At 25.5% G+C, this 15,136-nt stretch carries 16 protein-coding genes; 4 read left to right on the top strand and 12 right to left on the bottom strand.

The genetic code is table 11. From position 1 onward, the window contains the following. Positions 1-47: 47 nt before the first annotated feature. The 5 genes from NWE74_RS04280 to NWE74_RS04300 form a co-directional block, all read right to left on the bottom strand. Positions 48-791 carry a cell division protein gene (locus NWE74_RS04280; protein ID WP_258241996.1) on the bottom strand — a complete coding sequence of 248 codons (744 nt, stop codon included), beginning with the start codon at positions 789-791 and terminating at the stop codon, positions 48-50. Between the two features lie 28 nt (positions 792-819). Then, positions 820-1,323 carry a QueT transporter family protein gene (locus NWE74_RS04285; RefSeq protein ID WP_258241997.1) on the bottom strand — a complete coding sequence of 168 codons (504 nt, stop codon included), beginning with the start codon at positions 1,321-1,323 and terminating at the stop codon, positions 820-822. Between the two features lie 311 nt (positions 1,324-1,634). After that, positions 1,635-2,219, bottom strand: coding sequence for a CDP-alcohol phosphatidyltransferase family protein (locus NWE74_RS04290; RefSeq protein ID WP_258241998.1), 585 nt, complete (start codon positions 2,217-2,219; stop codon positions 1,635-1,637). Positions 2,220-2,232: 13 nt separating this feature from the next. Continuing rightward, positions 2,233-2,886: a TVP38/TMEM64 family protein gene (locus NWE74_RS04295; protein WP_258241999.1), complete on the bottom strand. Its 654-nt coding sequence runs from the start codon at positions 2,884-2,886 to the stop codon at positions 2,233-2,235. Further along, positions 2,879-3,700, bottom strand: coding sequence for a (Fe-S)-binding protein (locus NWE74_RS04300; protein ID WP_258242000.1), 822 nt, complete (start codon positions 3,698-3,700; stop codon positions 2,879-2,881). The genes NWE74_RS04295 and NWE74_RS04300 overlap by 8 nt, the downstream gene beginning before the upstream one ends. A gap of 428 nt (positions 3,701-4,128) precedes the next feature. On the opposite strand from NWE74_RS04300, the gene glpT reads away from it, so the two are divergent. Further along, entirely contained in the window at positions 4,129-5,457 is a 1,329-nt protein-coding gene (gene glpT, locus NWE74_RS04305; RefSeq protein ID WP_258242001.1) for a glycerol-3-phosphate transporter, read from the top strand. Between the two features lie 40 nt (positions 5,458-5,497). On the opposite strand, the gene NWE74_RS04310 is transcribed toward glpT, so the two are convergent. Together NWE74_RS04310 and NWE74_RS04315 are read right to left on the bottom strand one after the other, a co-directional pair. Then, entirely contained in the window at positions 5,498-6,199 is a 702-nt protein-coding gene (locus tag NWE74_RS04310; RefSeq protein ID WP_330666288.1) for a TVP38/TMEM64 family protein, read from the bottom strand. Positions 6,200-6,206: 7 nt separating this feature from the next. Continuing rightward, the gene (locus NWE74_RS04315) at positions 6,207-7,211 is read right to left on the bottom strand and encodes a sulfurtransferase (protein ID WP_258242002.1); all 1,005 of its coding nucleotides are present in this window, start codon (positions 7,209-7,211) and stop codon (positions 6,207-6,209) included. 215 nt (positions 7,212-7,426) lie between these two features. Here NWE74_RS04315 and NWE74_RS04320 point away from each other — a divergent pair, with 215 nt between their 5' ends. Then, entirely contained in the window at positions 7,427-7,777 is a 351-nt protein-coding gene (locus NWE74_RS04320) for a hypothetical protein (RefSeq protein ID WP_258242003.1), read from the top strand. Between the two features lie 41 nt (positions 7,778-7,818). Here NWE74_RS04320 and NWE74_RS04325 read toward each other — a convergent pair whose 3' ends face one another. Further along, on the bottom strand, positions 7,819-8,025 hold the full coding sequence (locus NWE74_RS04325; protein WP_258242004.1) for a hypothetical protein: 207 nt from the start codon (positions 8,023-8,025) through the stop codon (positions 7,819-7,821). Between the two features lie 251 nt (positions 8,026-8,276). On the opposite strand from NWE74_RS04325, the gene NWE74_RS04330 reads away from it, so the two are divergent. Next, positions 8,277-8,987 carry a CotA family spore coat protein gene (locus NWE74_RS04330; protein ID WP_258242005.1) on the top strand — a complete coding sequence of 237 codons (711 nt, stop codon included), beginning with the start codon at positions 8,277-8,279 and terminating at the stop codon, positions 8,985-8,987. Positions 8,988-9,115: 128 nt separating this feature from the next. Here the strand turns inward: NWE74_RS04330 and NWE74_RS04335 are convergent, their stop codons facing one another. After that, complete coding sequence (locus tag NWE74_RS04335) at positions 9,116-10,681, bottom strand: hypothetical protein (protein WP_258242006.1); 1,566 nt, start codon at positions 10,679-10,681, stop codon at positions 9,116-9,118. Positions 10,682-10,892: 211 nt separating this feature from the next. Beyond that, a complete protein-coding gene (locus NWE74_RS04340) occupies positions 10,893-11,804 on the bottom strand; it encodes a hypothetical protein (RefSeq protein ID WP_258242007.1) in 912 nt (303 codons plus the stop codon). Between the two features lie 184 nt (positions 11,805-11,988). On the opposite strand from NWE74_RS04340, the gene NWE74_RS04345 reads away from it, so the two are divergent. Then, positions 11,989-13,005 carry a hypothetical protein gene (locus NWE74_RS04345; RefSeq protein ID WP_258242008.1) on the top strand — a complete coding sequence of 339 codons (1,017 nt, stop codon included), beginning with the start codon at positions 11,989-11,991 and terminating at the stop codon, positions 13,003-13,005. Positions 13,006-13,121: 116 nt separating this feature from the next. On the opposite strand, the gene NWE74_RS04350 is transcribed toward NWE74_RS04345, so the two are convergent. Continuing rightward, positions 13,122-13,583, bottom strand: a complete 462-nt coding sequence (locus tag NWE74_RS04350) for a hypothetical protein (RefSeq protein ID WP_258242009.1) — start codon at positions 13,581-13,583, stop codon at positions 13,122-13,124. A 62-nt stretch (positions 13,584-13,645) separates the two neighbouring features. Then, positions 13,646-15,136 carry a sensor histidine kinase gene (locus NWE74_RS04355; RefSeq protein WP_258242010.1) on the bottom strand — a complete coding sequence of 497 codons (1,491 nt, stop codon included), beginning with the start codon at positions 15,134-15,136 and terminating at the stop codon, positions 13,646-13,648.

Here is a 15,136-nt window from a genome sequence, read left to right on the forward strand (position 1 = left end):
TAAAAAAACCCTAAAAAAATTATATCATTTTTCTAGGGTTTTTTATATTAGTTACAAACTAATCCTATTTTTATTTTTTCTTGAGACTTTTCTCTTATATATAATGAGAATATCGTTTCATAAGATTCTTTATTACTATCTTGTATTTTCATTAACAAGTCGTTTAGTATTATTAACATTTTTTCTTCTTCGCAATAGTTAGAGTCCATTTCTACAAGTATTACTTGTTTCTTACCAACAAACTCTTCACCTGATTCTATAGTATTTTCTAATAGAACATTAACTATTCCATCATTATTTACACTCTTATCAAATTCTCCACAAGAATATTTTATACCTTTTTCCGAACATAAAGTTTCTTTGAGATCACTTAAATCTATATTTATCATACAAGAGTCTGATATAGAATCTAATAACATGTTCATAACATTTAATAATGTATCTGTATTTTCATCATTTATTTTAAACTCTCTATTTAAATTCACATCATCTTTATTTTCTTTTTTAGCAGAGTCTAGTCCAACACTTAGCACTCTTCTTTCATCTGCCATATAACCTATAGCATTAACTATTTGTAATGACTTTTTATCTTCACTATTATGTGTCAAAAATAATACATCTACTCCATCTAATAGTTCTCTAACATAGTCCTTATCAACATCTTGATTAACAGTTATCTTTTCTAAATCCATATTATGTACTATTTTATCTGATATAGAATCTAATGTTTTTATACCATCTTCACCTATACCTATCATTTTAGCACTTTCTATTTTTTCGATTTCGTTCATTTTTACTCCTTACTAATTACATAAAATATTAAGATATATTTTTTAGCAATTTTAAATATTTATTATTAAATACTTTGAATAAAGGAACGCCTATTATAGTTATTACTACGAATTGACCAAATCCTACTTGTAATATAGAAAGAATTAATGGTAATCCAAAGAATCCATATAGTACAACTCCTCCTATTATTATAGCATTTACTATTGTTGGCCACAATGACGCTATTAATATATATCCAGGCTTATCTTTCATTTTCTTTCCTGTAAAGTATACTAAATATGCACTTATAAGTGTCGCAAGTGTTCCAAATACCATATCTGGAACTCCTAGGCCTCCAAATAAGTTAGCAAGAAAACAACCTATTGTTAAAGCAATTATATATTCACCACCTATTAAAGGAAGTAGGTTCATTACTTCTGCAATTCTAAATTGTATCGGTCCATAACTTATCGCACCTAATGCTATTGTTAGTGATGCATACAAAGCTGCAACAACAGCTAATCTTACCATTTTTTTAGTTTTTTCTCTCATATTTTTCTCCTAATATTGATTATTTTGTAGCCTTTCTAACTAGGAAAATTTATTTATTATCTTTTAAAGTTATATATTTAATTATGTCCTTATAGTAAGATACAATTCACTTTAAAAGCTATACATTTAAACAAAATAAAACCGTAGTTTTCATCTACGGTTTTTTGCACAAAAAAATTATACATTATTTAAATGCTTTTTTACCGTAGTTTTATTTACAGACAGGAGGCTTCCGAACTGTCTTATTAAGTTTACCTAAGTATTATATACCATAATATATTTAAATTCAAACTTTTTTATCTCAATGGTGTCTATTTTAAAATCTTGCTTGCTTCAATCATTCTTTGTAGTGCTGTTATAAGTATAATAAATGCAAATATATTAATAACTATTCCTAAGTAAGTGCTACTTAACATCATTATTGAAAACATTATGAATCCTTCACTTCTCTCAGCAACTCCTGCTTGATAATAAAATGACTTTATTCCATTTTTCTCACTTACTGCTCCTACGGTCAAAAATATTACCATAGATAATAAAATACAACTCAAAAGAATTATTAAGTTAAACCTTACATCTACAAATTTTATTCCTGTTACAATTATTATTCCTATTTCAACTATTCTATCACTGGTTATATCAAGTACTGTACCAAAGCTAGATGATGAGTTAGTTTTTCTTGCTATTGCTCCATCAACAGCATCTAAATATCCTGATAACCAAAGAATTAAAACTGCGATTATATTTTGGTCAAAATATAATAATATTGATGAAAATATTCCAAGTAACAAAGCTAATATAGTTACACTATCCGCACTTAATTTTAGCTTAATAAAAAAATCCGCTCCTTTTTCTATAAATGGATTAACATATTTCCTTGCATGTGTATCTAACATAATATACCCTTTCTTAATCGATTTCTTTTAATTTATTATTTAAAAACTTCTTTTTAAGTAATATTGATATTGCAAAAAGTAATATAAGCATAGCTATTGATATATAAAAACTTGTACTACTTATATCCAAAGCACTTGATCCTATATTAGTAAATACTGCAATTCCAGGTATTGTTCCAAGTAATGTAGCTAATAAAAATTGTTTATAGTCAACACTAGTAAGTCCCGCTCCATAGCTTATTATATCAAATGGAAAAAGCGGAATTAATCTTAATAAAAATATTATATAAAATCCATTTGCGTTTATTAATTTTTCTATCTTTGACAACTTATCATTAGAAATTTTCTTTAGCAAATCATACCCTATATATCTTGCTAGAAAAAATGCAATACTGCCTCCTAACAAAGCACCGATTGTAGTATATATATATCCTTTATAAAATCCAAAAATAAGACCCGATGATATGGCTAATATAGAATCTGGGAAAAATGTTAAAGGAACGATAGCAAACATTACAATGTATACTATTGGCGCAAATATTTTAAAAGAGTTTATATAATCTCTAATTGTATATATATCAATATTGTTTTTTATAATTTTAGATGATATAAATATAAAAAATATAACTGTAATTAGTAATAGTATTTTCTTTAAATTTTTATTCATAATTTCTCCTATAATTTGCCTTATATCTATTTTCCCAAGTTTTAAAACTAGATATATGTTTTTGAGTGAACATTTTTTTGTTTACAACATCTTCATTGAATAATAAATCTAGTATATGAATAGAATTCTTCCCACCTTCTAACATAGATTTAGCACATGTTTCACAATAAGATATTACGTTATCACAATCAGTTTGTTCACATCTTCTTTTTATTTGCTCTACTCTTTTGTTATCATCTACAAATATAGATCCACAGCAATTTGAATTTTTTTTATTTTTTTCAAATTCTATATACTTAATTCCTAATTGATTTAATATAAATCTACAACTTTCATATATAGACTCATTACCTCTTACTGCACAAGAATCTTGAATTATAAAAATTTCCTCTATATCTATGTAGTTGTTGAGTAATTTTTTATCAATACCTTTTTCTTTTATAAATTCTAATAAAAAGGTTACCTTGATATTTTTAGAATTTTCTTTTATAGTTTTATAACAATTAGGACAAGCTGTTATAACTTCTTTTATATTATTATCATTTAGCATATTATCTAAAGTTTTATAATACTTGTTAAACGAGTCATAATCTTTTATCATAATACTTGGCTTGTAACAACATGACAAACTAATCCCTAAATCATCTATATGTTTTTTTAAATACTCATATATTTTTATAATAATATCTTGTCTATATCCACTTAAACTACATCCTGGCATAAATATAACATTGCTATTATCATTTAAAAATGTTTTTCTAAATATTTTATTATTACTGTTTAATTGATGAAACTTAAACGATAATTTACCCATATCTCTCTCCTTTCTAGCCTATAATTATTTTTAAAATTAAATATTTATTTTAAATTTAAAAAATATAACCTCAATCTTGTTATTTTAACATATTTTAAATATAAAACCTAAAAAACACAGTTATTTATATTATGTTTTTTTCTATATTTACTTTTGTAAGTATAGATTTTTTCTATTTTATAAGAATACATAAGAATATCATTTAGATTGTAAGTTTTCTAAATAGTTTAAATTATATAAATTTTTCTTCTGATATTGAATTAACAAAAGTAGTATGCTACATTTATTTTGAGAAGAACTTTTAAACTTAATTTAATACAAGTGCAATAGAGAACAGGAGTCAAGCACATAACTAGAAATAACTTTATATAGTTATCTTTTCTAGTATAGGCTTGACTTTTTTGTGCAAAAAAGGGGGGAAATATTAAATGTTTAATTTTTTAAAGCCAGCACCTTCTGTTGAAAGGTTATCTGAAGAAAAGATACCAGCTACTTATAAGAGGTATCGTATTCAGATGTTTATAAGTATTTATGTTGGTTATCTTATTTATTACTTTGTTAGAAGCAACTTTGCATTATCTAAGGTTTATCTTTTAGATCAAGGTTTCAGCAAAACTCAAATTGGATTTGTTGCATCTGCATTAGGCCTTTCTTACGGAATCAGTAAATTCGTAATGGGAAATGTTTCTGACAGATCTAATCCAAGATACTTCTTAGCAATCGGTCTTATATTATCAGGGGTAACAAACTTATTCCTACCAAATGCTACGAATATTACCTTTATGTTTATTTTAATGTTGCTTAATGGATGGTTCCAAGGAATGGGATGGCCTCCTTGCGGTAGAATAATGACTCACTGGTTTTCTGATAGTGAACGTGGTGTAAAGATGTCAATTTGGAATACTGCTCATAATATAGGTGGAGGTTTCATTGCTACTGTTGTATTAATAGGCGTATCTTTATTTGGAACTTGGAAAGGTGCTTTTTACTTACCTGGCATTATAGCTATAATTGGTGGTTTTATTTACATAGTATTTGCAAGAGATACTCCACAATCAGTTGGGTTACCACCTATTGAAGAATATAAAAATGACTATCCTGAATATGATGTAGAAGTTGAAGATGCTGAATCTGAACTTACAGCAAAAGAAATATTATTTAAATATGTCTTAAACAATAAGTTCTTATGGTGTATAGCTCTTGCAAACGTTTTTGTATATTTAGTTAGATATGGAGTTATAAACTGGGTTCCTACTTATTTACAAGAAGTTAAAAACTTCAACCCAAAAGATTCATCTATTGCATTCGCATTGTTTGAATATGCCGCTATACCAGGTACTATACTAGTTGGATGGATAAGTGATCACATATTTCATGGTAGACGTGCTCCTATAGGTATAATTTGTATGATTGGTGTTACTATAGCTACATTTATATACTGGAAAAGTTCAAGTCCAATTGCTATCAACTGTGCTTTAGCATCAATAGGTGCTTTAATTTATGGACCTGTTATGTTAATAGGTGTAAGTGCACTTGATTTAGTGCCTAAGAAAGCTGCTGGAACTGCTGCTGGATTTACTGGTTTATTTGGATATATGGGTGGTCAAGTTTTAGCTGAAATGTTAATGGGTATTATAGTTGATAGATTCAGTTGGGATGGTGGATTTATATTATTAATCATTTCGTCTGTATTAGCTATATTCTTCTTGTCATTTACATGGAACACTCATAATATAAAAGAAAGAGCAAATGCTTAAATAAAAAATGAATTGGCAAAAGCCAATTCATTTTTTATTTTTAATTTATAGTTTTATTATTTTTTTCATTATATATTTTTTTAATCATAAAGGCTAATATGCTTAAAGCAAATAATATCATAATTCCCATCATAACTATTTTTGAAGATCCTGTAAGCATACCACCAACATATGAGTAAATAATAGTAGCAGGTAGTTGTCCTATTCCTGTTGCTATTAAAAATGACATAAAGCTCATAGAAGTAAGTCCCGCTGCATAACTTACGAGGTCAAATGACATAAACGGTAAAAGCCTTGCTATTAATATAGTATGTTTTCCATATCTTTCAAAGAAATTATCCACATTCTCTAGAGCATATTTACTAGTTAATTTTTCTACAACATCTCTTCCTAAAAACTTAGCAATATAAAAACAAAGTGCTGCTCCTGCCATTGCACTAGTCCAAGATAAAATTGCTCCATAAACCCACCCAAATAACGCTGCATTAGCAAATGTTATTAAAAATGCTGGAAGTGGAGCTGCAACTGATTGAAGTAGCATCAGCAAAAATGATATTATAGGAGCCCATATTCCAAATGATAAAATGTATTCTTTTATAGCATCTAAATTAACCATACTTAGATAAAATATCATCTGATTTACATTTTGCTTTACCGTTGGAATAAATAGGTATATACCTAATACAATTAGTATTGCTAATAGCTTTATTAATAATTTTTTCTTATTTTCTATTTTTCTCACTCCAAACTTATTTAACTACTTCATTATTTTTATCTGCTGCCCATTCATAGTATGAAGAATCATAGTTTCTAACATTACCATATCCTGCATTTTTTAATGCAAGTGCCATATGAGCAGATCTTATTCCTGATGTACAGTACGTAACTATCTTATCAGTTTTTTCAATTTTATTTTCTTTCATTATTTTATCTATCTCATCATTTGACTTTATAGTACCATCTTCATTGTATAATTTGTTAAATGCTATATTTATACTTCCTGGTAAATGGCCTCCTCTTGCCTCTCCAAACTTAGTAGCACCTTTATATTCATCTTCTTCTCTAGTATCTATTATTTTTACATCTTTAATTTCTTTTTTAAGTTCTTCAGTTGTTATATTAGCATTATTATTTATTTTTATATCTTCTAATTTTATATATTCTTTATTTGAATCATTTTCTGAGTTTTCTATTTTTGAATCTTTACTTATTTCTTTATTTTCTTTTTGCCATAAATCAAATCCGCCATTTAACATTCTAGCATCTATACCTACTCTTTTAAGACACCAAACTATTCTTCCATCTTCTCCCCAACCATCTTTATTAGCATATACTACTACTTGACTATCTTTTTGTATTCCTATTGTAGCTAAAACTTTATATAAAGTTGGCTCTTCATCTATTAAATTGCCCCAATCTTTATCTCCTGATTTTCCAATCATTTTAGCCAACTCTTGCCACTGTACATTTACTGCACCTGGTATATGACCATTATTATAATCCTTATCACTTCTTCCGTCTATTATAAATAATTTTTTATTGTCTTTAATATTTTTTTCTAACCAAGATACACTTGTAAAGTAATCATTATTTTCGTATGTATAATCATCTTTAGTTGTTAATTCTATATTTTGTTCTACTTTTATACTTTCTGATTTTTTTTCTTGATCATTTTTTTGATTTGAACATCCTACAAATGCACTTCCTATCATCATAACTGATATTATTATAGCTAAACGTTTATTATACTTCATATGTATTATTCCTCCAAAATTCTTTTTTCGCTCTTAACCTTGATATATTAACACATTTTTATTATAAAATTTATTAATATTAGTCATTATAGTTTTTTTATATATAAATATATCAGCCTATAGATTTAATCTATTATATATTTTTAACGTGAATATGTAACGTTTATTTAGTTAGTTCATATAATAAAATAGTACTACTTTTTTATGGAGGTCTTATGCCTAAAACTAATTATTTTTATAGAGACTTTGATATTAATAATCACTGTAATAATTTAGCTAATCAATATCTTATACTCGTTACTATATTTGCTGCTATAATTTCTCAAGAAATTGAAAACGACGAAGATTTAGGTATATTAGGTTCCTTTTTAATTTCTTTAGGAGAAGAAATTTCTTTAGCTTCTGAAACTAGAATTGCTTGTAAAGCTAAGTTTGAAGATGAAGGATACTTATCAGGGCAAATTGAGGATGTGTTCGATAGAGGATTTAAAGATAATGAGAATAAAAATTTGCGTAAAGTTAAAAAAAAATACATAAAAAAAATCAATAAAAATCATAAAAAATAAAGGCTATAGTTTTTTAATTTAAACTACAGCCTTTATTTTATTTATTCTTTAGCATTCTTTTGATCATTTTTTAAATTTCTATGCTTAGTCATAGTTTTATTACTAAACTTTGGATCTCCTTGAGATGCTATCTCTGCATTGACTTCAGTATTGTTGCATCCATTTATTCCTAATTCTTCAGCAACTTCTAATTTTTCTTTTTTATAATTATCCATCTTTTGATTATTAGGTACTTTTTTATGAGTCATGTTGCCACATCCTTTTGGTTTTATTTCTATATTTATTATTTCACTAATGCAGTTTAAAATTCTTGTAAAATTTTTCATATGAATTATTTAATAAACATTGTATATATTTGAATTGAAATAAAATTTGTATATTTTTGTTTTTATGTCGATTTTTATATTTTTTTGTAACTTTTTATATTATTTCTAATATATTATAGTACATAGGTTATTAAGTATTTCCTATGGAATTTACAAATATAAGGAGTGACATTATGTCTGGTTGTCAATCAAATAGAAACGGTTGGGAATTTAATGAACATGAATTTAAACATCATGAAAAAAAAGAAGAGTGCTGTTGTAAGGAAAGTATGAAAAAAGCTTTAGAATTATTATCAAGTAGAAGATTAAAAGGAATTGACTTTGATCATTTTGTTTTTATAGGTGAGAAATTTTTAGTTGGTGCTAATATAAGAACTGATTTTGCAGGTAATGATAATATCAATAATCCATCAAATCTTGGTGTTCCATTTAAAGGTTTAGATATTTGTAATTGTGACTTAATTTCATTAGGAACGACTTCAAACATCTTTTATCCTATCCCAAATAATACTCCTAGCGATGTTGAAATTCCTTCATTTTCTTTAAATCATATGTCTTTATGTGATTTGCAGGCTGTTGTATTTAATTATGAACATAATCCAAGTAAAGATTTGGAAGATGAATTATCTGAATTACTTGATGAGTTCCATAAAAAATGTCAATTAAAATGTGAAGATTGTTGCTGTAATAAAGGAATATTTAATGCTATTTTCAACAAATTCAATTCTAATAATCTTATTAACTTTACTGCTGGATGGTTAGCTGCCACTAATGCTAAGGTTCTAGGAAAAATAGATAATGTATTAGTACTTTCAAGTACAGCTCCATCTACTCATAGAATTTACCTTGTTTGTTTAGATGCAATCGGATTTATAGGTTATTAAAAATATTTATAACCTTTAAATATAGCTTTACTAAAATTGTAACTTCTTGATTTATAACTTAAAATAAGGGCTTTATTTATAAAAATAGAGCCCTTATATTTATATAATTAAACATTAATAAATATTTTCTATATATTTACTGAACTTATCTTTGATGTTGGATAAATTGTTATACATGAATCTTCATTGTCTACAATCATTATACCATTACCTACGTATTCTATATTTCCAATTATATCGTCTTTAGATAAACTACCATCTTTATCAATTGTATCTACAGTATCATTTTCTAAGTCCTCATTTGACGTATTTATGCTAGCATCCCCTATCACACTAGAAAAATCATTTTCTATATTTAATGATTGTATCGCTGAGCCGCTATTTATATATTTTATCTGTTTAATTGATTCATTTTTTATATTTCCTATATTAGTTATCTCCTCTGTAGTTTCTTTACTTATAACATGTACTGTCTCTTCTGCATTTACAACAGTATTTAATTGTTCATTTTTTATACTTATAAGATCCTTTATATTCTTTATATTTTCAGACCTACATTCAACTAAATTGTTTACATATTCTACATCTAACGTTTTTATAGATGTTTCCTTAGATTTATTTATATCTTTTACAACTTGACTTATATTGTTTTCAAATTGTATATTGCCTAATAAATTTTCAACATTACTATCTAATATGCTTAGTGTTTTTTTAGATATTTGCAATGGTTCAAATGTTCCATCATCTAATATAACGCCTATATACATTTCACCTGTAGGGTCTAATCTTAGTGGCTTTGAGTTTATATCTTCTTTATCAACATATTTATTTACAGGTTCTATACATAATATATCGATAGTTTTGGGCTTAATTATTTGATCATTATAATTTATATTTCCTATCACATCATGCGTATATATAGGATATACATCAGAAATCACATCACATTCATTGGTTGTAATATCTTTTACTGCATTTGTACTAGATTTATTTATCATAATGTCTTGATTTTCTATATTTATATCAGTAACTACATTTAAAGTTTTTGTTTTTATAGGTTTTGCTACTTCAACTTCTTTAGCTTTATCAGTTAGAACATTTATTTTTTCAATATCTATTTCAGTTACTACATCTTGATAATATATGTCAATTGAGTTAACTACCTCTCTACTTTGTGATGATACACTTGTATTTTTCAAAACTTTTGTTTTATGTAGGTCTAGAGATAGCTCACTATTTTCAGCTAATGTACTCTTTTTTTCTTTGCCTATATTACTATTTAATCTTATAGATTCTATGTTTTTACTATTATCATAAATATAATCTTCTATATTTTTATCTCTCGGTCTTTTTCCACCTCTTCTTTGATAATTAGAGTTATACAAGTATTTAGAATTATATATATCTATGTTTTTTAATCCATTCATAATTCTACCTTTTATTAATTCATCTGCTCGTATATTTATTTTAACTATATCATTTAAAGATATTGCTACATTTTTATATATTATAATATTATTACTAATATCTATTTCATTTTTTTCATTACTTAATAATTCCAAAGTCGTTTCAGATCCATCTGTGGTACTAATCTCTATATATATAGAGAAGCAATAATTATTGGCTAATTTAGTAATAATATCCTCTATCTTTATAAATATATCTACTATAGACTTATTTTCATATTTTTCCAAATGTTAATTCACCCCTTATTAATTAAATATAATCATAATTATTTAATTTATATTTATGTTCTAAAATATTTTCTTATTACATAAATACTTGCTAAAACATTTTAGAAATATCCTATTCTACACTAAAACACCCTTTATATAACTTTAATTAAAAATATATAAGACCTATTTTATTAAACAGGTCTTATATATTTTAATTTTTATTAAGCTATTAGCATCCGCTTGGTTTTATAGTTCCATCACTACATTGTATTCTTCCTGGTGCTGTATATACAACTAATTCTTCTTTAACTATTGCATAAACTTTTTCTGTTACTAAAAGTGAAGAGAATATATCAGCTTTAAATTCTCTATTTGGATTAGTATTTTTATCTGGGTTAAATTTTTCCTGTGGAGATACACAATCAACACCTATACAGCCATCAAAGTTCAATTTCATATTTACACATTTTTGATCTGCTGGTAAACATATTTTACCTATAAAATCTAATGGTGTTGTTTCTAAATTTGATATGTTTAATATTGGTCCACTATAATGTGTACATGCTTCAAAGTCTTCGCATCCTATTTTTCCAGTTACAGTTATTACTAAATTACATACATAAAACTCTACTCCTATTTGAGCGATTCTTATTTTTTTACCATCCATACAGCAACTAGGTTTAGTTGCTATAAATTTTTTATTTTTATAAGAGTTATAAAGTTCTTTTCCACAGCATTCACACTCAGGGGCACAATCATCTGGTACAAAATCTATTTCTTGATTGTCTATATATGATTTTAAAAATGGCTCTTTATCGCTATTCATTAATCCTATAAAATCATATTCAACTAATATATCATTTACACATATTTCATTTGCACCATATCCTACTCCTGGCTTATTTTTAACTTCAAATACTAAATCTTTTATTAATTTCATTGTACCTGATTTTAAGCAAACATAATCATATATTCTTTCTGTTAATACAGGTATACATCTAGCATTTGATACATCAACTGGACATCTAAATTCAAGTGGTTCACAACATTGATTTGCACACTTATTTGGCTTCGGTGTTGGAGGTGTTGGTTCACATTCTTCACAGCAATTATTTACTTGATTAGTTTTGTTTTCTTCCATGTCAAATATCCTCTCCTGTTAATAAATTTTAAAAAGAGTATTTCTCTTCTTATTAAAATATATGGATATTTGTAGATACGTGTTACTGTTTATTCGCATATTTTATTATTTTTGTTCAATAAACGTATAAAGCGCTTAATTTTAAAATATAAATATTAGTATAAGTACTTTTTGGAGGGGTGTTATGTCTTTTTTTAATGATGCGTATATATTTATTAGAAAATCAGATAAAACAATAAATGTATTTGATCTTAATAAACATATTTTATATAATAGATTAGATTCTAATCTTAATAATCTATATTCTGATATTATAATTGATGGAGATTTTTCTTTTGCTGATACATGGTTTGATATAACTGATAATGATACTATATATGGAGTAATTAATGATAAAAAAGGTAAATTAATTAATATAAATATAACTAATGATAATTTTATTAATACTACAATATTTAAATATGACCATTATAATTATTTTATCAAATTTCCATATATAAAAAATTTATTAGGCTCAAATCATATTATTTATTATGTAATTAACAAAAATAAACCAACAAAGTTAATTCATATTTATAAGCAAAATAATGTATATAAAAAAAATATTATAGACTATATTAACCATAATATACTTACTAATTTTATAATAACTTGGAATTATAATATTCCTACTATATTTTACTTTAAGGTTGTAGATAACTCCGAAGAACTCTTTACATCTACATTTGATTTAACTAGACTTAAATGGTCTAATCCTATTCAAATAACAAACTCAAAAAAAAATAAGATTTATTTATCTGTTATTCAATCTAAAGAATGCGTTTATCATATTTCATATTCAGAAGATAACAGCGGAAAATATATATATAGATATTTTTCATTACATATTGATGATTATACTTTTAAAACTTATAACCCTAACTACCTAAGTTCTAATATTATGTGTTTATTCCCTAGTTTAGTCGAATCTAATTCCATATTATATGCTTACTGGGTAGAGTATTATAACTTATATACTTGCAAGTCATATGATTTCGGCGCAACCTGGAGTAAACCTACATTAATAAATTACTCCTCTTCTAAACCAGTTTTAATATATGGATTTAAATCTAACTTAAAAAGCGATAAAAAATATAATCTATCTTCATTTTTCACTTTTAAAGGTTGTTTTGATATAAACGCAATTTTACCTAAATATTAAGTATATTGACTTAATTAAAAAATTCACTTCACTTAATTCATTGTATGGACACTATTTTTCTTTATACATAAAAAAGCTAAGGTTTAGTATGTAAAACCTTAGCTTTTCCTTTACTATTAATTACAAGAATTTTTTCCTTTTCCATGCCTATTGCCCTTATTAGGATTATTTTGCATTTCTTCTCTATGCAACTTTCTTTGTTCTCTTCTTTCTTTAACTTGTGATTTAAAATCTTCATCCATATACTTATAAACTTTATCAACTATTTGATAATATTTATTTAATTCATCTTCAGTTAAATCTTTTTTGTGATTTCGATGATATTTATCATACATGTCTTTTTCTTCTTGAGTTAATTCATTGTATCCCTTTTCTATCAGCTTTTGTTGTTCTTCTGTTAAGTTATTACACATATTATTTTTTTGTTTTTGATACCCATTACCTCTATTAGAGTTATCTACATTCTCTTTTATGCTACTATTTGATGGTGTATTTTGGTCACTTTCATTAGCTTGTACAGTAAATGCTCCTAATCCTAATAATGATACTACACTTAAAGCTATCAATGATTTTTTCATTTTTATTACCTCCAATAATATTTGATCTAGCTTTATTATAAGAGGCAAATGTCACACTAATGTCACAAACTAATTTTTTTTAATTTTATCCAAAATACTACTCCATCATCTGTGTTTTTAGCTCCACATTCTCCATCATGTAGCTCCATTATTTCTTTTACTATAGCTAGCCCTAAACCTATTCGATTACTATTATAAGTTCTTGCTTTATCTAATCTTACAAATGAATACCATATTTTCTGTAAATCTTCTTCTTTTATCTTGTTGCCACTATTGTAAATATATATATATACATCCTCATCTATTAATTCTGTATATACTTTTATTTTATTTTCATTTGTAACATAATTTATTGCATTATCAATTAAATTATTTAAAACTTGCTCTATCCTTATTTTGTCTCCAATAGCATAAGGTGCATTTTTTAATTCTTCATCTATATCAACCATTATCTCTATTTCTTTTTCTTTTAATACAAACTCTTGTTTTTTAACTACTTTTTTTATTAGCTCATTTATATTTAGCTTTTCTTTTTTTAAATTAAAGGTTTTTGACTCTAATTTATACAAATCTAATAAATCATTTACCATTAATCCCATCTTTTCACTTTCTTCACATATAACATCAATATAAAAATTTTTATCTTCCTCATTATCTAAAATATTGCTTTTTAGTCCCTGAGCATATCCACTTATAACCGTTATCGGTGTTTTAAGCTCATGAGATACACTCGATACAAATTCTCTTTTAAGTTTCTCTTGTTTAATTTTATTTTCTATCATTATTTCTAATTCTTCATTTTTAGATTTTAAGTCATTCATAGTAATTTTTATTTTATAAGATAGATAATTTATACTGTTTCCAAGTTCCTCGATTTCATCTCTTGTTTGTATCTCTGCTTTTTCACTAAAATCTAAATTATACATCTTATTACTTATTTTAGTTAATTTAATTATCGGCTTTGTAAATTTATTTGAAAAATATACCGCCATAAATATACTTAGTGTAATTATAGGTATAAATATCATTAATAAAAAATTTGATGCGATATCAACACTATTTTTTATAGCGCTAATTGGTGTTTTACATATTATTGAATAAAAACCATCCTCACTTGGCACTATTGTAGCTAAAAATTCAATACCTTGTGACTTATCTTTCATGATATATGATGATATATTTTTTCCTACTTTATATTCATGAGTTATTGAACATCGATTTTTTTTTGAACCTAGTGGCTTATTTAGAGAATTCTGTCCTCTATGCCCATGCATTGAACTATACTTATTTGTAAAAGTTAGTGAATCATATTGATCATATATATCAACACTTATATTTTTACTTTCACCATATTTATTTATATAGTCATTTAACTTTTCTTCATTACTTTCACTTACTAAAACTTTAATTTCATTTCCAAATTCACTTAATAGCTTACTTGTATGTTTTATATAGAAGTCTTCAAAACCAAATTTAAATATAAAAATTCCTATTAATATTATTGAATTTATTAATATTATTCCAGCTAAGAGTTTGTTTTTTATAGATTTCAA

Origin of the sequence: Romboutsia lituseburensis (assembly GCF_024723825.1) — a bacterium.
GTDB classification, from domain to species: Bacteria; Bacillota; Clostridia; order Peptostreptococcales; family Peptostreptococcaceae; genus Romboutsia_F; species Romboutsia_F lituseburensis_A.

Coding starts and splice junctions, on each gene's coding strand:
- NWE74_RS04300 (WP_258242000.1), bottom strand. CDS start 3,700: ATGGGTAAATTATCGTTTAAGTTTCATCAATTAAACAGTAATAATAAA.
- NWE74_RS04340 (WP_258242007.1), bottom strand. CDS start 11,804: ATGGAAGAAAACAAAACTAATCAAGTAAATAATTGCTGTGAAGAATGT.
- NWE74_RS04345 (WP_258242008.1), top strand. CDS start 11,989: ATGTCTTTTTTTAATGATGCGTATATATTTATTAGAAAATCAGATAAA.
- NWE74_RS04325 (WP_258242004.1), bottom strand. CDS start 8,025: ATGACTCATAAAAAAGTACCTAATAATCAAAAGATGGATAATTATAAA.
- NWE74_RS04315 (WP_258242002.1), bottom strand. CDS start 7,211: ATGAAGTATAATAAACGTTTAGCTATAATAATATCAGTTATGATGATA.
- NWE74_RS04290 (WP_258241998.1), bottom strand. CDS start 2,219: ATGTTAGATACACATGCAAGGAAATATGTTAATCCATTTATAGAAAAA.
- NWE74_RS04295 (WP_258241999.1), bottom strand. CDS start 2,886: ATGAATAAAAATTTAAAGAAAATACTATTACTAATTACAGTTATATTT.
- NWE74_RS04280 (WP_258241996.1), bottom strand. CDS start 791: ATGAACGAAATCGAAAAAATAGAAAGTGCTAAAATGATAGGTATAGGT.
- NWE74_RS04350 (WP_258242009.1), bottom strand. CDS start 13,583: ATGAAAAAATCATTGATAGCTTTAAGTGTAGTATCATTATTAGGATTA.
- glpT (WP_258242001.1), top strand. CDS start 4,129: ATGTTTAATTTTTTAAAGCCAGCACCTTCTGTTGAAAGGTTATCTGAA.
- NWE74_RS04285 (WP_258241997.1), bottom strand. CDS start 1,323: ATGAGAGAAAAAACTAAAAAAATGGTAAGATTAGCTGTTGTTGCAGCT.
- NWE74_RS04330 (WP_258242005.1), top strand. CDS start 8,277: ATGTCTGGTTGTCAATCAAATAGAAACGGTTGGGAATTTAATGAACAT.
- NWE74_RS04320 (WP_258242003.1), top strand. CDS start 7,427: ATGCCTAAAACTAATTATTTTTATAGAGACTTTGATATTAATAATCAC.